The 16,395-nt window shown below is 66.9% G+C and carries 18 protein-coding genes; 4 read left to right on the top strand and 14 right to left on the bottom strand.

Annotated features, from left to right (window positions below):
• Positions 1–135: 135 nt before the first annotated feature.
• The 7 genes from gltA to PLC66_RS11700 all read right to left on the bottom strand — a co-directional run bounded on the left by gltA (position 136) and on the right by PLC66_RS11700 (position 5,845).
• Positions 136–1,431 (bottom strand): citrate synthase, encoded by a 1,296-nt coding sequence (gene gltA / locus PLC66_RS11730; RefSeq protein ID WP_324540567.1) that lies wholly within the window; start codon positions 1,429–1,431, stop codon positions 136–138.
• 60 nt (positions 1,432–1,491) lie between these two features.
• The gene (locus PLC66_RS11725; RefSeq protein ID WP_324540566.1) at positions 1,492–1,728 is read right to left on the bottom strand and encodes an FAD assembly factor SdhE; all 237 of its coding nucleotides are present in this window, start codon (positions 1,726–1,728) and stop codon (positions 1,492–1,494) included.
• Positions 1,729–1,743: 15 nt separating this feature from the next.
• Positions 1,744–2,454 carry a succinate dehydrogenase iron-sulfur subunit gene (locus PLC66_RS11720; protein WP_324540564.1) on the bottom strand — a complete coding sequence of 237 codons (711 nt, stop codon included), beginning with the start codon at positions 2,452–2,454 and terminating at the stop codon, positions 1,744–1,746.
• A 31-nt stretch (positions 2,455–2,485) separates the two neighbouring features.
• A complete protein-coding gene (sdhA, locus tag PLC66_RS11715) occupies positions 2,486–4,279 on the bottom strand; it encodes a succinate dehydrogenase flavoprotein subunit (RefSeq protein WP_324540562.1) in 1,794 nt (597 codons plus the stop codon).
• A gap of 2 nt (positions 4,280–4,281) precedes the next feature.
• Positions 4,282–4,629 (bottom strand): succinate dehydrogenase, hydrophobic membrane anchor protein, encoded by a 348-nt coding sequence (gene sdhD, locus PLC66_RS11710; protein ID WP_324540560.1) that lies wholly within the window; start codon positions 4,627–4,629, stop codon positions 4,282–4,284.
• Positions 4,623–5,012: a succinate dehydrogenase, cytochrome b556 subunit gene (gene sdhC, locus PLC66_RS11705; protein WP_324540558.1), complete on the bottom strand. Its 390-nt coding sequence runs from the start codon at positions 5,010–5,012 to the stop codon at positions 4,623–4,625. Before sdhC ends, sdhD begins: the two co-directional genes overlap by 7 nt.
• A 104-nt stretch (positions 5,013–5,116) precedes the next feature.
• Positions 5,117–5,845, bottom strand: a complete 729-nt coding sequence (locus PLC66_RS11700) for a GntR family transcriptional regulator (RefSeq protein ID WP_324540556.1) — start codon at positions 5,843–5,845, stop codon at positions 5,117–5,119.
• A gap of 226 nt (positions 5,846–6,071) precedes the next feature.
• Here PLC66_RS11700 and PLC66_RS11695 point away from each other — a divergent pair, with 226 nt between their 5' ends.
• The 3 genes from PLC66_RS11695 to PLC66_RS11685 all read left to right on the top strand — a co-directional run bounded on the left by PLC66_RS11695 (position 6,072) and on the right by PLC66_RS11685 (position 9,556).
• Entirely contained in the window at positions 6,072–7,061 is a 990-nt protein-coding gene (locus tag PLC66_RS11695) for a malate dehydrogenase (RefSeq protein WP_324540554.1), read from the top strand.
• 177 nt (positions 7,062–7,238) lie between these two features.
• Positions 7,239–8,243, top strand: coding sequence for an HpcH/HpaI aldolase/citrate lyase family protein (locus PLC66_RS11690; RefSeq protein ID WP_324540552.1), 1,005 nt, complete (start codon positions 7,239–7,241; stop codon positions 8,241–8,243).
• Positions 8,244–8,425: 182 nt separating this feature from the next.
• Entirely contained in the window at positions 8,426–9,556 is a 1,131-nt protein-coding gene (locus tag PLC66_RS11685; protein ID WP_324540650.1) for an MFS transporter, read from the top strand.
• Here the strand turns inward: PLC66_RS11685 and PLC66_RS11680 are convergent.
• From PLC66_RS11680 to PLC66_RS11660, 5 genes are all read right to left on the bottom strand, one after another.
• Complete coding sequence (locus PLC66_RS11680) at positions 9,549–10,313, bottom strand: ABC transporter ATP-binding protein (RefSeq protein WP_324540550.1); 765 nt, start codon at positions 10,311–10,313, stop codon at positions 9,549–9,551. The two genes, PLC66_RS11685 and PLC66_RS11680, sit on opposite strands and share 8 nt — an antisense overlap.
• A 23-nt stretch (positions 10,314–10,336) precedes the next feature.
• On the bottom strand, positions 10,337–11,062 hold the full coding sequence (locus PLC66_RS11675; RefSeq protein ID WP_324540548.1) for an ABC transporter permease: 726 nt from the start codon (positions 11,060–11,062) through the stop codon (positions 10,337–10,339).
• Positions 11,059–11,745: an ABC transporter permease gene (locus PLC66_RS11670; RefSeq protein ID WP_324540546.1), complete on the bottom strand. Its 687-nt coding sequence runs from the start codon at positions 11,743–11,745 to the stop codon at positions 11,059–11,061. The genes PLC66_RS11675 and PLC66_RS11670 overlap by 4 nt, the downstream gene beginning before the upstream one ends.
• Before the next feature lie 130 nt (positions 11,746–11,875).
• Complete coding sequence (gene aotJ / locus PLC66_RS11665; RefSeq protein ID WP_324540544.1) at positions 11,876–12,667, bottom strand: L-arginine-binding protein AotJ; 792 nt, start codon at positions 12,665–12,667, stop codon at positions 11,876–11,878.
• Positions 12,668–12,776: 109 nt separating this feature from the next.
• Entirely contained in the window at positions 12,777–13,682 is a 906-nt protein-coding gene (locus PLC66_RS11660) for an ATP-grasp domain-containing protein (protein ID WP_324540542.1), read from the bottom strand.
• Between the two features lie 47 nt (positions 13,683–13,729).
• Between PLC66_RS11660 and PLC66_RS11655 the strand changes: the two genes are divergently transcribed.
• Entirely contained in the window at positions 13,730–14,788 is a 1,059-nt protein-coding gene (locus tag PLC66_RS11655) for an LLM class flavin-dependent oxidoreductase (protein ID WP_324540540.1), read from the top strand.
• On the opposite strand, the gene PLC66_RS11650 is transcribed toward PLC66_RS11655, so the two are convergent.
• The gene (locus PLC66_RS11650) at positions 14,748–15,332 is read right to left on the bottom strand and encodes a DUF5610 domain-containing protein (RefSeq protein WP_324540538.1); all 585 of its coding nucleotides are present in this window, start codon (positions 15,330–15,332) and stop codon (positions 14,748–14,750) included. The genes PLC66_RS11655 and PLC66_RS11650 overlap by 41 nt on opposite strands.
• Positions 15,333–15,365: 33 nt before the next feature.
• Complete coding sequence (locus PLC66_RS11645) at positions 15,366–16,190, bottom strand: ABC transporter substrate-binding protein (RefSeq protein WP_324540536.1); 825 nt, start codon at positions 16,188–16,190, stop codon at positions 15,366–15,368.
• Positions 16,191–16,395: the final 205 nt, after the last annotated feature.

Genomic DNA, 16,395 nt, shown 5'->3' with positions numbered 1-16,395 from the left:
TTGTGATGCGTTCAGCTACTGCAGTATTCGGTAAGGCTCGCGCCTACTCCGGATGGAAAAACGGGATGACCGCGCACGCGCAGCCACCCCGTAATCCTCAGAGTGGGCGAAGCCTCCCCCTCTCTCCATCGCCTCTTAGGGACGCTGTTCGACTGCCGGAACGTCGCGTCGCGCAGCGCCGATGTAGAGCTGGCGCGGACGGCCGATCTTGTATTCCGGGTCGGTGATCATTTCTTCCCACTGGGTGATCCAGCCCACCGTGCGCGCGAGCGCGAAGATGCAGGTGAACATGGACGTCGGGATGCCCAGCGCCTTCTGCACGATGCCCGAGTAGAAGTCGACGTTGGGATAGAGCTTCTTCTCGACGAAGTACTCGTCTTCCAGCGCGATGCGCTCGAGCTCCTTCGCCAGCTTGAACAGGCGGTCGTTCTCGAGGCCGAGCTCGCCCAGCACCTCGGCGCAGACCTTGCCCATCAGCTTCGCGCGCGGATCGAAGTTCTTGTACACCCGGTGGCCGAAGCCCATCAGCTTGAAGCTGTCGTTCTTGTCCTTGGCGCGCTTGATGTACTCGCCGACGCGCGACACGTCGCCGATCTCTTCGAGCATGTTCAGGCAGGCTTCGTTCGCACCGCCGTGCGCCGGACCCCACAGGCAGGCGATGCCGGCCGAGATGCAGGCGAACGGGTTGGCGCCCGACGAACCGGCCAGACGGACAGTCGAGGTCGAGGCGTTCTGCTCGTGGTCGGCATGCAGGGTGAAGATGACGTCCAGGGCGCGCACCAGTACCGGGTTCGGCTCGTACTTCTCGCACGGCGTGCCGAACATCATGTGCATGAAGTTGGCGGTGTAGCCGAGGTCGTTGCGCGGGTACATGAAGGGCTGGCCGGTGTTGTACTTGTAGGCCATGGCCACGATGGTCGGCAGCTTCGCGATCAGACGGTTGACCGAGACGTTGCGATGCGCCTCGTCGGAGAAGTCCATCGCGTCGTGGTAGAAGGCCGACAGCGCCCCGACGACACCCACCATGATCGCCATCGGATGGGCGTCACGGCGGAAGCCGTTGTAGAAGCGGGTGAGCTGGTCATGAACCATGGTGTGGTTCTTGATGACGTTCTCGAACTCGACGCGCTGCTGCGCGTTCGGCAGCTCGCCGTTCTTGAGCAGGTAGGCGACCTCGAGGAAGTTGCACTTCTCGGCAAGCTGCTCGATCGGATAGCCGCGATACAGCAGCTCGCCCTTGTCGCCGTCGATGAAGGTGATCTTCGACTTGCAGCTCGCAGTCGACAGGAAACCCGAGTCGTACGTGAAGAGACCGGTCTTGCCACCCAGGGTACGGATGTCGATGACATCCTGCCCGTGGGTACCGACCATCACCGGAAATTCGACGGTCTTGCCATCGACGGTTAGCGTTGCAGTGCGTTCAGTGCTCATAGATCGTCCCTTCTACTTGCCGGTTTAACTGCTTGTCGTGTTGTGATCGGGCCCGCCGCCTCAGGGCTGACGCAACAGACCGATCATCTCCTTCCAGCGGTCCACTTCACATGCCTTGCTGCCGTTGACCATCGCCCAGATGTCGTAGTCGTCGCAGCGCAGCAGATCGTCCAGGTCCGCCACCTGATCGTCGGTGAGACGATCGAAATGCCGCTCGAGAAAGCGCGTGAACACCAGATCGAGTTCCAGCAGCGCCCTCCGGCACTGCCAGCGCACACGCCCTCTGTTCATGCTCACGCCCCTCGTCCAGATCTATACTGCACGCCGCACCATCATGTCCTTGATCTTGCCGATCGCGCGGGTCGGATTCAGACCCTTCGGACAGACGTCGACGCAGTTCATGATGGAGTGGCAGCGGAACAGCCGATACGGGTCCTCGAGGTTGTCGAGGCGGGCATTGGTATCCTGGTCGCGCGTATCGGCAAGGAAGCGGTAAGCCGCCAGCAGGCCCGCGGGGCCGACGAACTTGTCCGGGTTCCACCAGAACGACGGGCAGGAGGTCGAGCAGCACGCGCACAGGATGCACTCGTAGAGCCCGTTGAGCTCCTCGCGCTCTTCCGGCGACTGCAGGCGCTCGCGCTCGGGCGCCGGGTCGTTGTTGACCAGGTAGGGCTTGATCGAGTGGTACTGCTTGAAGAACTGCGTCATGTCCACGATCAGGTCGCGAATGACAGGCAGGCCGGGCAGCGGACGCAGCGTGATCGGCTGCTGCAGGCTGTCGACATCGGTCAGGCAGGCCAGGCCGTTCTTGCCGTTGATGTTCATCGCGTCCGAACCGCACACGCCTTCGCGGCAGGAACGCCGGAAGGACATCGAATCGTCCTTGGCGCGCAGGCGGACCAGCGCGTCGAGCAGCTTCTTGTCGGACGGCTCGAGTTCGACCGAGATGTCCTGCATGTAGGGCTTCTCGTCCTTGTCCGGATCGTAGCGGTAGATCTTGAATTGAACGGTACGCTTGGTCATGTGTGTTTCTCCCGTGCGCTCATCACGCTGATCAATAAGTGCGCTTGGCGAGCGCGATCGGCTCGACATCGTCGGACAGCGGCTTCAGGTTGACCGGCTTGTAGTCGAGTCGGTCGCCTTCGCTGTACCACAGGGTGTGCTTCAGCCAGTTGGCGTCGTCACGGCCGTTCGGATTCTCCGGCGTATCCGGCGCGTCATCACGCACGTGGGCGCCACGCGATTCCTTGCGGGCTTCGGCCGACACCATGGTGGCGCGCGCGACTTCGATCAGGTTGTCGAGCTCGAGGGCTTCCATGCGGGCCACGTTCCAGACCTTGGACTTGTCCGCGATCTCGGTGCGCTTGGCACGCTCGGCGACCTCGCCGATCTTCTGCACGCCTTCGCGCAGCAGGCTGTCGAAGCGGAACACACCGGCGTGCTTCTGCATCGTACGGCGCATCTCGAGGCCGACATCGAACACGCTCTCGCCCTTGGTCTGGCCGTCGAGGCGGGCCAGGCGGGCCAGCGACACGTCGGCGGCATCGGCCGGCAGCGGCTTCAGCTTGAGCTGGCCGGACTGGAAGTCCTCGACCACGGTCTCGCCGGCCGACTTGCCGAACACCAGCAGGTCGAGCAGCGAATTGGTGCCGAGGCGGTTGGCGCCGTGCACCGAGGCGCAGGCGCATTCGCCCGCAGCGTAGAAGCCGGCGACCGGGCTGTTCGGGTTGCCGTCCTTGGGCACCACGACCTGGCCCTTGTAGTTGGTCGGAATGCCGCCCATCTGGTAGTGGCAGGTCGGCACGACCGGGATCGGCGCCTTGATCGGATCGACGCCGGCGAACTGGATCGCGATCTCGCGGATGCCGGGCAGGCGCTTCATGATCGTCTCGGGCGACAGGTGCGTGATGTCGAGCAGCACGTGATCCTTGTCGGGACCGCAACCACGGCCCTCGTTGATCTCGGTGGTCATCGCACGGGAAACCACGTCGCGCGAGGCCAGATCCTTCAGGTTGGGCGCATAGCGCTCCATGAAGCGCTCGCCCGAGGCGTTGCGCAGGATGCCGCCTTCGCCGCGCACCCCTTCGGTGATCAGCACGCCCGCGCCGGCCACGCCGGTCGGATGGAACTGCCAGAACTCCATATCCTCCAGCGGGATGCCGGCACGCGCCGCCATGCCTACGCCGTCGCCGGTGTTGATGAAGGCGTTGGTCGAGGAGTAGTAGATGCGGCCGGCGCCGCCGGTGGCAAACACGGTGGCCTTGGCGTGGAAGATGGAGACCTCGCCGGTTTCCATCTCCATCGCGGTCACGCCCAGCACGTCGCCGTCGGCGTCGCGGATCAGATCGAGCGCCATCCACTCGACGAAGAACTGGGTGTTGGCGCGCACGTTGCGCTGATAGAGCGCATGCAGCATGGCGTGGCCGGTACGGTCGGCAGCGGCACAGGAGCGCATCACCGGCGCCTGGCCGTAGTTCATCGAGTGGCCGCCGAACGGACGCTGATAGATCTTGCCGTTGTCGGTGCGGTCGAAGGGCATGCCGTAATGCTCGAGCTCGATGACGACTTCGTTCGCCTTCTTGCACATGAACTCGATGGCATCCTGATCGCCCAGCCAGTCCGACCCCTTCACGGTGTCGTACATGTGCCAGTGCCAGTTGTCCTCGGTGGAGTTGCCGAGCGAGGCCGCCACCCCACCCTGCGCAGCAACCGTGTGCGAGCGGGTCGGGAAGACCTTGGTCAACACGGCGGTCTTGAGGCCGGCCTCGGACAGTTGCAGTGCCGCACGCAGGCCGGCGCCACCCGCGCCGACGATGACAGCATCAAAGGTACGCTTCGCGACATTCACGCTTAGAGCCTCCACAGGATCTGGGCAGCCCAGCCGGCGTAGCCGACGAGCAGGAAGAGGGTGACCAGGTGCAGCGCAAGGCGCACGCCGGTCGGCTTGACGTAGTCCATCCAGATGTCGCGAATGCCGATCCAGGCGTGATAGAACAGCGACAGGAAGAACAGGAAGCTGAGGAACTTGAACAGGCCGTTGGAGAACAGGCCGGACCACGCCTCATAGCTGAGTTCGGGCAGAGCCAGCGCACAGATCGCGAAGATGATCGTGTAGATCGCCATGAACACGGCGGTGGCACGCTGGGCAATCCAGTCCTTCAGACCGTAATGCGCGCCGACGGCTTGACGTTTCACCATAGTTTCACCCCGATGATGAGGGTCAGCACGATGCTGACTGCCAGGACGATTTGCGAGGACTTGCGCGCCGCGGCGAGCTCGGTGCCCTTGTGCATGTCGAGCAGCAGGAAACGGATGCCGGCACAGAAGTGATGCAGGTAGGCCCACAGCAGACCGAGCAGCAGCAACTTGACGAGCGGATTGCCGACGACGGCACTGAAGGTCTCGAAGGTCTGCGGCGAACCCAGGCTGCGATCGAGCAGGAACAGCAGGAAGGGGAGCAGCAGGAACAGGCCCGCCCCACTGATCCGGTGAAGGATCGACACGATACCCGGCAACGGCAGCCGGATCTGGTTCAAGGCCAGATGCTTCGGCCTCGGCTTGCGCACTGTCACTTCTGACATGAAGACTCCCCTCTTGCATGTGCGACGAACGACCGTCGCTGACTCCGAAAAAAAAGCACGTAATTATAGCGCTGCAGGACGCCGACATTCGGCCTTCGGCGACCTCAACTCAGTTCATTCAGATAAAAATGCTCCGCCGTCGAATACAGGCCGCGCCGCCATTCGACCGGCTTGTCCCCGTAGGTATAGGTGACGCGCTCAACCGACAGCAGCGGCGTGCCCTCGGGCACCTTGAGCGCCTCGCTTGCGCCACGATCGGCCGCCACGGCGCGGATGCGCTCCTGCGCACGGATCATGCGCAGGCCGAAACGGGTCTCGAACAGGCTGTAGAGCGAGCCGTTCCAGCCCTGCAGCACCTCGGCAGTGAGCCCCTGGAAGATCTCGCCGGGAAGATAGATTTCGTCGATCACGACCGGCTTGGTCGCGAACTTCAGCAGGCGGCGCACGATGATGATCGGCGCCCCCGGCTCGATGCCGAGCATGCGCGAGGCCTCTTGACCGGCCTTCGCCCGCCAGCAGTCCAGCGGTATGCTCTGCGGCGGCGCGAGGTCACCGTCAATGGGTGCGAGACGAAGAAAACGGAACAAGGCACGCGGGTCGTTATGGGAGGCGACGAAAGTCCCCTTGCCCTGCTTGCGCACCAGCAGATTCTCGGCCGCCATCTCGTCGATGGCCTTGCGCACGGTCCCCTGCGACACACTGAAGCGTGCGGCCAGCTCCTGCTCACTCGGGATCGCCTGGCCGGGACGCCATTCCCCAGCCTCAAGAGCCTGCAGAATCAGGGCCTTGATCTGGCGGTAAAGCGGGCTGAAGGTCGGCGCTTCGTGTGACATGCGCGCATTTGAGCACAAAATTTCTGACTCGTCCATACCCTGTCTTATGTCTTATATAAGACATAAGACCACATTTGACAGTGCAGGCGCTTCGCATTAGTATCCCCGCGCTCGCTCCTGGCGCAATTCCTTGGCGCCAGGACCGCCGGCGAGCCCCGGGTTTCGCTGCAGGCACCGGGCAGGATTTCTGGACAACCTAGACCGTCTTACTTGAGGGAGTATCCACATGAGCAAAGCCCCCATGCGCGTTGCTGTCACCGGCGCAGCCGGCCAGATCGGCTACAGCCTGCTGTTCCGCATCGCCAGCGGCGAAATGCTGGGCAAGGACCAGCCCGTCATCCTGCAACTGCTCGACCTGCCGCAGGCGCAGAAGGCCGTCAAGGGCGTCATGATGGAACTGGAAGACTGCGCCTTCCCGCTGCTGGCCGGCATGGTCGCCACCGACGACCCCAATGTCGCCTTCAAGGACGCCGACGTCTGCCTGCTGGTCGGTGCCCGTCCGCGCGGCCCCGGCATGGAGCGGGCCGACCTGCTGACCGCCAACGGCGCCATCTTCACCGTCCAGGGCAAGGCCATCGCCGAGAACGCCAAGGAAGACGTGCGCGTGCTGGTCGTGGGCAACCCCTGCAACACCAACGCCTACATCGCCCGCGCCGCCGCCATCAAGGTCGGCCGCACCAACCCGAACAACTACCACGGCATGCTGCGCCTGGACCACAACCGCGCGCTGTCGCAGCTCGCCGCCAAGTCCGGCCGTGAGGTGTCCTCGCTCAAGAAGATGGTCGTGTGGGGCAACCACTCGCCCTCGATGTACGCCGACTACCGCTTCTGCGAGTCGAACGGCGACAGCGTCAAGGCGCTGATCAACGACCACGCCTGGAACAACGACGTGTTCCTGCCCACGGTCGGTAAGCGCGGCGCCGCCATCATCGAGGCCCGTGGCCTGTCGTCGGCCGCCTCGGCCGCCAACGCCGCCATCGACCACGTGCGTGACTGGGTGCTCGGCTCGAACGACTGGGTCACCATGGGCGTGCCCTCCGACGGCTCCTACGGCATCCCCGAAGGCCTCGTGTTCGGCTTCCCCTGCGAATGCAAGGACGGCCAGTTCAAGATCATCCAGGGTCTGGAGATCGACGAGTACTCCCAGGGCAAGATCAACCTCACGCTCAAGGAGCTCGAGGAAGAGCGCGCGGCCGTCGCCGACATGCTGAAGTAATCGACGCGCAAGCGCGGCCGCCGGCCGCCTTCGCCAGAAGCCACGGGGGTAGAATCCCGTGGCTTTTTTCATGTTGTCCCGCCCGTCTTGTTTCCCGCCCGTTTCCTCGCCCTCCGCGGCGATCCAGTTCCGGCGCGGCAGCCCGAGGCACCCGCTGCCGCCAACGAGGAGTCCGACATGCACCTTCACCCTGCCGAAGTCCTGTTCTCGGGCGAAAAGCCCTTCCCCGCCCTGCCCGCCGTCGACCATTACGCCGGCGCCGAGAAGCTGATGCTGAAGGCACTGAAGCTGCAGCAGGAGCTCGGCCCGGTGTTCGACATCACCTGCGACTGCGAGGACGGTGCCCGTGCGGGCGCCGAAGCCGAGCACGCACGCATGGTGGTCGAGGTCGTCAATGGCGCCGAGAACCACTTCGGCCGCGTCGGTGCGCGCATCCACGACATCACCCATGCACACTGGCAGCGCGACCTCGAGATCCTGGTCGGTGGCGCCGGCCATCGGCTGGCCTTCGTCACCCTTCCCAAGGTGCGCTCGGCCGCCGATGCTGCCGCCCAGATCGCCGAACTGCGCCGTGTCGAAGCCGCCTGCAGCATTGCGCGCCCGCTGCCGGTGCACGTCCTGATCGAGACCCACGGCGCCCTGCGCGAGGCCTGGGACATTGCCGCCCTGGATGGCGTCGAGTCGCTCGACTTCGGCCTGATGGACTTCGTCTCCGGCCACCACGGCGCCATCCCCGGCAGCGCGATGAAAAGCCCCGGCCAGTTCGCGCATCCGCTGATCGTGCGCGCCAAGGCCGACATCGCCGCCGCCGCGCTCGCCAACGGCGCCGTGCCCTCGCACAACGTCACCACCGAGCTGCAGGACGTCGCCGTGATCCGCCACGACGCCGAGCGCGCCCGGCGCGAATTTGGCTACCTGCGCATGTGGAGCATCCACCCCAACCAGATCCTGCCGATCATCGCCGCCATGCAGCCCGACTTCTCCGAAGTCGAGGAGGCCGCCGAGATCCTCGTCGCCGCGCAGGACGCCGCCTGGGGCCCGATCCAGCACAAGGGCCGCCTGCACGACCGCGCGTCCTACCGCTACTACTGGGAACTGCTGCAGCGCGCGCGCAACACCGGCATGGAGATTCCCGACGAGGCACGCCAGCGCTTCTTCATACCGCACCAGGCCGCCGCATGAGGTGCTCGACGAAGCTCGCCAGCCCGGCGGCGGTCGCCACCGCGAGCTGTAGCGGCGCCTCGGGTGCGCCGAGCGGCCGCTAGCGCCTCCGAGCCATGTCCCAGCCCGACACTGCCGCTGCCGACGCGCCTTCGACCCACCTCGAAGCCGGAACGGTCGCGTACCGCCGCGCCAACATCGCGATGTTCATCGGCGGCTTCGCCACCTTTGCGCTCGTCTACTGCACCCAGCCCCTGCTGCCGCTACTGGCGGCCGAGTTCGGCGTCAGCGCGGCGAGCGCCAGCCTGAGCGTGTCGGCGACCACTGCCGGGCTCGCGCTGATGCTGATCCCGGGCAGCGTGCTTGCCGACCGCCTCGGCCGCCAGCAGCTGATGAAGTTCGCGCTCGCCATCGCCGCCGTGCTCGCACTCGCCACCGCCTTCGCGCCCGACTTCTTCTCGCTGCTGGTGCTGCGCGCCCTGCTCGGCGCGGTGCTCGCCGGCCTGCCCGCGGCGGCCATGGCCTACATCGGCGAGGAGGTCACACCCAACGCGCAGGCGCGGGCGATGGGCCTCTACATCGCCGGCAATGCCCTGGGCGGCATGAGCGGACGCTTCGTCGGCGCACTCGTCACCGACTGGAGCTCGTGGCGCACCGCGCTTGCCGTGATCGGCGTGTTCGGGCTGGTATCGGCGGTGGTGTTCTGGCGCCGGCTGCCGGCCTCGCGCCACTTCGTGCCGCGCGCAGCCACGCCGGCGCGCATCTTCCGCGATGCGCTGGCGATCTACCGCGACCCCGGGCTGCCCTGGCTGTTCCTGGTCGCCTTCCTCGCCATGGGCGCCTTCGTCGGCCTGTACAACTTCCTCGGCTTCCGCCTGCTCGAGCAGCCGTATGCGCTCGGCCAGAGCGCCATCGGCGCGATCTTCCTGCTCTACCTGGTCGGCACCTGGGCCTCGGCGCTGAGCGGCCGCCTGGCCGAACGCCAGGGGCGGCCGCGCGTGCTGTGGCTGATGGTGGTGGTGATGGGCAGCGGCCTGGCGCTGACGCTGGCGCAGCCGCTGTGGCTGATCATCGCCGGCGTGGGCGTGTTCACCTTCGGCTTCTTCGCCGCCCATGCGCTGGCCAGCGGCTGGGTGGGGCGGCGGGCGGGCGAACGGCGCGCGCTGGCGTCGGCGCTCTACCTGTCGAGCTACTACCTCGGCGCCAGCGTCATCGGCAGCCTGGCCGGCACGGCGTGGACCGCCGGGCACTGGGGCGGGCTGTCGGCGCTGCTCGGCGCCTGCGTGCTCGCCACCCTTGGCGTAGGCCTGTACCTGCGCCGCCTGCCTACTTGAGGTTGCCGGACAGGAACTGACGCAGGCGCTCGCTCTTCGGCTGGCCGAAGACCTGCGCCGGCGGCCCGCTCTCTTCGGCCAGGCCCTGGTGCAGGAACATCACCTGGCTCGACACCTCCCGTGCAAAGCCCATCTCGTGGGTCACCACCACCATGGTGCGACCCTCCTCGGCCAGCCCGCGCATCACCTTCAGCACCTCGCCCACCAGCTCGGGGTCGAGCGCCGAGGTCGGCTCGTCGAACAGCAGCACCGCCGGCTCCATCGCCAGCGCGCGCGCAATCGCCACGCGCTGCTGCTGGCCGCCCGACAGGTGGGCCGGGTAGCTGTCCTTGAAGCGGCTGATACCCACCTTGTCGAGGTAGGCCATCGCACGCTCGAGCGCTTCCTTCTTCGGCACGCCGAGCACATGCACCGGCGCCTCGACGACGTTCTCCAGCACCGTCATGTGGGCCCACAGATTGAAGTGCTGGAACACCATCGCCAGCCGCGTGCGCAGGCGCTGCAACTGCTTCGCATCGGCCACCCGCAAGTGCCCGTCCTTGCCCGGCACCAGGCGGATCTCCTCGCCGGCGACGCTGATGCGGCCGGCGTCGGGCTGTTCGAGGAAGTTGATGCAGCGCAGGAAGGTGCTCTTGCCCGAGCCGGACGAGCCGATGATGGTGATCACGTCGCCGGCCTCGGCCGACAGCGACACGCCCTTCAGCACCTCGTGGTCGCCGTAGCGCTTGTGCAGGTCTTCGACGGTAAGCTGGGTCATTGAAAGATGTCCTTGAAGCAGGCTCAGGCCGCCTTGCGCACCGGGGTGCGCGGACGCAGATGGGCGAGCCAGCGCCGCTCGGCCAGCCGGAACAGGCCGACCAGCGCGAAGGTGAGACAGAGATAGATCAGGCCGGCGAAGATGAAGGCCTCGAACGGCGCAAAGAACTGCGAGTAGGCATTGCGCGCGGCGCCGGTCAGATCCACCAGCGTGACGGTGGACGCAATCGAGGTGCCGTGCAGCATGAAGATGATCTCGTTGCTGTAGGCCGGCAGCGCGCGGCGCAGCGCGCCGGGCAGCAGGATGCGGCGCAGCATGGTAAAGCGGCTCATGCCACAGGCGCGCGCGGCCTCGATTTCGCGGTGCGGCATCGCACGCAGCGCGCCGGCGATGATCTCGGTGGTGTAGGCGCCGGTGTTGAGTGCAAAGGTGACCAGCGCACAGCCATAGGGGTCGCGGAACACCAGCCAGAAGCGGTTACCCTCGGCCCACTGCGCCTGGATCCACTCGAACTGGCCGAGGCCGTAATACATCAGCAGCAGCTGCACCAGCATCGGCGTGCCGCGGAAGAAATAGCTGTAGGCCCACACCGGCCCCGCCACCCAGCGATTGGGCGACACCCGCAGCACCGCGAGCGGAATCGCCAGCACCAGGCCGGCCACCAACGACAGCGCGGTGAGCTTCACCGTCAACCACAGGCCGTCCAGGTAGGCCGGCCAGCTCTCGGCGAACAGGCTCCATTCGATCATGCCGCCGCCCTCCGCACGCCCACCGAGTAGCGCCGCTCGAGCCAGCGGAACAGCAGCCCGGACACCGCCGTCAGCCCGAGATAGAACACGCACACCACCGCGTAGAACAGGAAGGGCTCGTGCGTCGTGCGGCCGGCCTGGTCGGCGAGCCAGGTGATGTCAGACAGGCCGATGATCGACACCAGCGCGGTGCTCTTCTGCATCACCTGCCAGTTGTTGCCCAGGCCCGGCAGCGCATGGCGCAGCATCTGCGGAAACAGGATGCGGTGGAACACCTGCCAGCGGCTCATGCCGTAGGCGCGCCCGGCCTCGAGCTGCCCTGCCGGCACCGCCATGAAGGCGCCGCGGAAGGTCTCGGTGAAGTAGGCACCGAAGATGAAGCCCAGCGTGAGCACGCCAGCAACGAAGGGGTTGATGTCGACATAGCCAAACCCGAGCGCATCGGTGAGCGCGTTGATGCCGACCTGGCCGCCGTAGAAGATCAGCAGCATCATCACCAGGTCGGGGATGCCGCGCACGACCGTGGTATACACCGTGGCCGGCAGCCGCAGCAGCGGATTCGGCGACAGCCGCGACGAGGCGCCGATCAGCCCGAGCACGAGCGCGAGCAGCAGCGAGAAAACCGCCACACGCAGCGTCACCCAGGCGCCGTCTAGAAGGGAAGGTAGATAGCCGTGGAGCATCGGTAAGGCCCCTGCCCGGCCGCGCGTGCGGCCCGTGCCGGGAGCAGAAACATGAAGGCGGCCATCAGGCCGCCGCCGGGGGCATGCAGTGGGGCGGGCAGTGCATCACGCCCGCGCCCACCCTGCCGACTCACTCGCCGTAGATGTCGTAGTCGAAGTACTTCTTGCGGATCTCGTCGTACTTGCCATTGGCGCGAATGGCCGCCAGCGCCTGGTTCAGCTTGTCCTTGAGCTCGGTGTCCTGCTTGCGCAGCGCGATGCCCACGCCCTCGCCGATCACCCCCTTCTCGTCGGCGTTGCGGCCGTGGTACAGGCCGCCGGCAAACTCGTAGCCGGCACCGGCCGGCTGCTTCAGGAAACCGCCGTCGGCCACCAGGGCGTCGGCCCAGGCGGCGTCGATGCGGCCGGCGGACAGGTCGAGGTAAGCCTCTTCCTGGCGCGCATAGCGCACCACGGTCACGCCCTGGCTGGCCCAGAAGCGGCTCGCAAAGCTGTCGGCCACGGTGCCACGCTGCACGCCGATGCGCTTGCCCTTGAGCAGCTCGAGCTCGGGCAGCAGGCCGCTGTCCTTCTTCGCCACCAGCGCGAGCGGGGTGGCGTAGTACTTGTCGGTGAAATCGACGCGCTTCTTGCGCTCCTCGGTGATCGACATCGAGGCCGAGATGGCATCGAACTTGCGGCTCAGTAGCGCGGGGATCATGCCGTCCCACTCCTGCTTGACCCACACGCACTTCGCCTTGAGTTCCTCGCACAGCGCGTTGGCGACATCCACGTCCAGGCCTTGCACCGCACCGCTGGTATCCACGGTGTTGAACGGCGGGTAGGCGCCTTCGGTGGCGAAGCGGATGGTGTCCCAGTCCTTGGCCATTGCGCCCTGGGCGGCCAGCGCCAGCGCGGCAAGCATCAGCGTGCGTCGGATCATGAGCAGTCCTTCATTGAACGTTAACGGCGGCATTCTAACCGCTGCAATGGTGGGCGTTGCCGGAATTCAACCACTACGGGCAATGCTGCAGTGCGCAAAAGCCCTTGATTCAGCGCAGCTTTTCGGCCAGCGCCTGCGCCAGCACCTGCGCCGCCGGCGGATGGAAGCGGAAGAACAGCTCCGGCTCGACGAGTTCGAGCTCCATCAGGCGAAACGCCCCCGGCGCGGTACGCACGAAGTCCACGCGCGCATACAGCGGCCCCATCGGGCAGGCCGCCACCGCCGCCTCGGCGAAGGCGCGCTCGGCGGCATCGGGCGTGTGCGCATGCACCGTGCCGCCGTGATCGTCCTGCACGCGAAAGTCGCCCGCGCGCGGCGTCTTGCGGATCGCGTGCGTCGCGCGGCCGTCGATGACGATCAGTGACAGCTCGCCGTCGTCGACGATGGCCGGCTCGAAGGCCTGCACCATCATCGCCTCCTGCGCCACACAGCGCGCGAACACCGGCTCATGCTCGGCAACGGAGTCCGTGCTCACGCGGAAGGTCAGCCGCGCCGCGCCCGACACCGCCGGCTTGAACACGACCTCGTTCCAGCCCTCTGCCGCCATGATCGCCGCCAGCGGGATCGCCTCACCACGCTCGACGAAGCGCGTCGGCACGATCGCCACGCCGCGCGCCGCCAGGTCGGCGAGATAGTGCTTGTCCACGTTCCAGCGGATCAGGCTGGCGTCGTTGAACAGCCGCGTCTGCGCCGACACCGCGTCCAGCCAGGGGGAGAATTCTACAAAGCGGTCGAAGTAGTCCCAGGTCGAACGGAACAGCGCGCAGCCGCAGCGCGTCCAGTCGATGTCCGGGTCGGACCACGAGCGGCGCGCCACGCGCAGGCCCAAGTCGCCCAGCGCAGTGGCCACGAGATCTTCCTCACGTGCAATCTGCGCCTGGTACCAGTCCTTGGGGTCGAGCTGGACGTAGCGGTCCTCGGTGAGGATCAGCACATCGATCGGCTTTGCAGTCATCGCGCGCCTGTGGCGTAATCGGGGGCCGTGATTCTAGCAAGACTGCCATGTCCAACCCTGCCCTCCCCCAAGCCGCCATCCCGCTCTCGGTCCTCGACCTCGCGCCGGTCACTGCCGGCAGCACGCCGGCCGACGCGCTGCGCAACACCCGCGAGCTCGCACAGCTTGCCGACCGCTGCGGCTACACCCGCTACTGGCTCGCCGAGCATCACAACATGACCGGCATCGCCAGCGCCGCCACCGCGGTGGTCATCGCCCACATCGCCGGCGCCACCGAGCGCATCCGCGTCGGCGCCGGCGGCATCATGCTGCCCAACCATGCGCCGCTGGTGATCGCCGAGCAGTTCGGCACGCTCGAGTCGCTGTTCCCGGGGCGCATCGACCTCGGCCTCGGCCGCGCGCCGGGCACCGACCAGAACACCGCCCGCGCCCTGCGCCGCCACCTCGCCGGCAGCGACGACAACTTCCCGCAGGACGTGCTCGAGCTGCAGTCCTACTTCCAGCCGGTGCAGCCCAACCAGGCTGTGCGCGCCGTCCCGGGCGCCGGGCTCAAGGTGCCGATCTGGCTGCTCGGCTCCAGCCTCTACAGCGCCGAACTCGCCGCCCACCTCGGCCTGCCCTTCGCCTTCGCCTCGCACTTCGCGCCGCGCTTCCTGTTCAAGGCCATCGACCTCTACCGCAGCCGCTTCCAGCCTTCGGAACAGCTCGACAAGCCTTACGTGGCGGTCGCTGCCAACGCCATCGCGGCCGACACCGACGAGGCCGCGCAGCACCTGCTGCGCTCGCTGCGCCTGCGCTTCGCTGCCATGGCGCGTGGCGTGCGGGGTCAGTTGCAGCCGCCCGAAGCCTTCGTCGAGCGTGACTGGTCAGCCGCAGAACTCGCCTTCTCCGACGAATCGCTCGCCTGCTCCGCCGTCGGCTCGCCCGCTGAAGTGCGCAAGCAACTCGAAGGCCTGATCGAACAGACCGGCGCCGACGAACTCGTCCTCACCGCGCAGATCTTCGATCACGCCGCGCGGCTCAAGTCCTTCGCGCTGGTGGCCGAGGCGTGGGGACTGCCCGCCATCAGGCCTGCTGATCAGAACTCGGCAGCCGCGCCAGCATGAAGCGGTCGTAACCCTGCAGCACCAGCTCGCGCGTCTTCATCACGTCGGCCTCGACCGCGCCGTTGAAGACGCCGAGCCCATCGAGAATGTCGCGCGCCTCGCCGAAGCCCTTCTCGAAGCCGCCGCGGACGACGTCCTTGAAGTCGCGCAGCACCGTCTCCGGGTCGTCGCCCGGGCGGCGCGCGGCATAGGCGTCGAAGAACGCGGTCGACATCGACACGATGCGCTCGGCCGTGGCCTCGGCCGAGTTGTCCTGGCTCATCGCGTTCTGGATCGCGTCCGGCCCCAGCATCGGCGCCAGGGCCTCGTTGATGCCCTCGATCGCCGTGCGCAGCAGCAAGGCCTGCGACTCGTTACCCGACCGGATCGACACCTCCAGCGAGGCCTGCAGGATCTTGCCGTTGAGGTCCTTGCGCAAGGCGCCTTCCGACACCTCGTCCTGGCGCTGCACGCGCGAAGCGGCCGCGCTGTTCTGGCGCCCAGCCTCGGCCGGCTGGAAGGCGCCGCTGGCGAGGGCAGACTGCGCCGGCAAGATCGTGTTCATGGCTGACTCCTTTTTCAGAATTCTTTTTTTATTCTAAACCTTGCCCGTACGTCCCGCCTCACGCCCCGCCCAGCGCGCAATGATCTCCGCCAGCGCCGGCAGGCCCTCGCGGATCGCCACCGGCCCCGGCGCCAGGATCAACGCCGACTTCACCTCGTGCAGTTCGCCGTCGCGCACCGCCGGTACTTCCTCCCAGCCCGTGCGCGTGGCTACGCGCTCGGGGCGGAAGCGCTTGCCACACCACGAGCCCACCACGATGTCCGGCGCCCGCCTTGCCGCCTCCAGCGGATCGGCCAGGATGCGCTGGGCCGCGCCCGGATGGCGTGCGCGCTCGGCAAACACATCCTCGCCGCCGGCGATCCCGATCAACTCCGACACCCAGCCCACCGCGCTGATCGGCGGCTCGTCCCACTCCTCGAAATACACCCGCGGCCGCCGCGGCAGCTCAGCGGCCTGCGCACGCACCGCCGCCATTGTCGCCTCGAGCTCTGCCACCAGGGCCAGCGCGCGCTCCTCCGCCCCCACCAGCCGGCCCACCGTCTCGATCATCGCCAGGATGCCGTCGACGCTGCGCTGGTTGAACACATGCACCGCCACGCCCGCCTTGATCAGGTCGCGCGCCACATCGGCCTGCATGTCGGAAAAGCCCAGCACCAGGTCGGGCTCGACCGCGAGGATCTTCTCCAGGTCGCCGCTGGAGAAGGCGAACACCTTGGGCTTCTCCTTTCTCGCGCGCGGCGGAATCACGGTGTAGCCCGTGATGCCCGCAATGCGGGCTTCCTCGCCCAGGGCGTAGAGGACTTCGACGGTTTCGGTGGTGAGGCAGACGATGCGGGAGGGGAGGCGGCGTGGGTTCATTCACCGATTATCCCTCACCAGCGAGCACCTGCAGGCGCGTCCCCAGCCGCAAGTCTTTCCCAATCAGACCGCCCGCCCCTGCTGCTCACGCCCCGCGCAAGATGCTGAACTCCCTGAACAGCCGCCCGGGCAAAGGCACGCCCAGCCGCCAGTGGATGCTCATCGGCTTTGAACCCTCCGCCCGCTCGAGCGTGACCGGCCCGCA

This window comes from Thauera sp., assembly GCF_035444905.1.
GTDB lineage: Bacteria > Pseudomonadota > Gammaproteobacteria > Burkholderiales > Rhodocyclaceae > Thauera.
This window is presented reverse-complemented; position numbering and strand designations above follow the sequence as displayed.

Bases quoted from the DNA above. Each gene is read 5' to 3' on its own strand.
- PLC66_RS11690 (WP_324540552.1), top strand. From the start codon at position 7,239: ATGCACCTTCACCCTGCCGAAGTCCTGTTCTCGGGCGAAAAGCCCTTC.
- PLC66_RS11680 (WP_324540550.1), bottom strand. From the start codon at position 10,313: ATGACCCAGCTTACCGTCGAAGACCTGCACAAGCGCTACGGCGACCAC.
- PLC66_RS11670 (WP_324540546.1), bottom strand. From the start codon at position 11,745: ATGCTCCACGGCTATCTACCTTCCCTTCTAGACGGCGCCTGGGTGACG.
- PLC66_RS11645 (WP_324540536.1), bottom strand. From the start codon at position 16,190: ATGAACCCACGCCGCCTCCCCTCCCGCATCGTCTGCCTCACCACCGAA.
- sdhC (WP_324540558.1), bottom strand. From the start codon at position 5,012: ATGTCAGAAGTGACAGTGCGCAAGCCGAGGCCGAAGCATCTGGCCTTG.
- aotJ (WP_324540544.1), bottom strand. From the start codon at position 12,667: ATGATCCGACGCACGCTGATGCTTGCCGCGCTGGCGCTGGCCGCCCAG.
- PLC66_RS11720 (WP_324540564.1), bottom strand. From the start codon at position 2,454: ATGACCAAGCGTACCGTTCAATTCAAGATCTACCGCTACGATCCGGAC.
- PLC66_RS11655 (WP_324540540.1), top strand. From the start codon at position 13,730: ATGTCCAACCCTGCCCTCCCCCAAGCCGCCATCCCGCTCTCGGTCCTC.
- PLC66_RS11675 (WP_324540548.1), bottom strand. From the start codon at position 11,062: ATGATCGAATGGAGCCTGTTCGCCGAGAGCTGGCCGGCCTACCTGGAC.
- PLC66_RS11685 (WP_324540650.1), top strand. From the start codon at position 8,426: ATGTTCATCGGCGGCTTCGCCACCTTTGCGCTCGTCTACTGCACCCAG.
- PLC66_RS11695 (WP_324540554.1), top strand. From the start codon at position 6,072: ATGAGCAAAGCCCCCATGCGCGTTGCTGTCACCGGCGCAGCCGGCCAG.
- PLC66_RS11660 (WP_324540542.1), bottom strand. From the start codon at position 13,682: ATGACTGCAAAGCCGATCGATGTGCTGATCCTCACCGAGGACCGCTAC.
- PLC66_RS11700 (WP_324540556.1), bottom strand. From the start codon at position 5,845: ATGTCACACGAAGCGCCGACCTTCAGCCCGCTTTACCGCCAGATCAAG.
- sdhD (WP_324540560.1), bottom strand. From the start codon at position 4,629: ATGGTGAAACGTCAAGCCGTCGGCGCGCATTACGGTCTGAAGGACTGG.
- PLC66_RS11650 (WP_324540538.1), bottom strand. From the start codon at position 15,332: ATGAACACGATCTTGCCGGCGCAGTCTGCCCTCGCCAGCGGCGCCTTC.
- gltA (WP_324540567.1), bottom strand. From the start codon at position 1,431: ATGAGCACTGAACGCACTGCAACGCTAACCGTCGATGGCAAGACCGTC.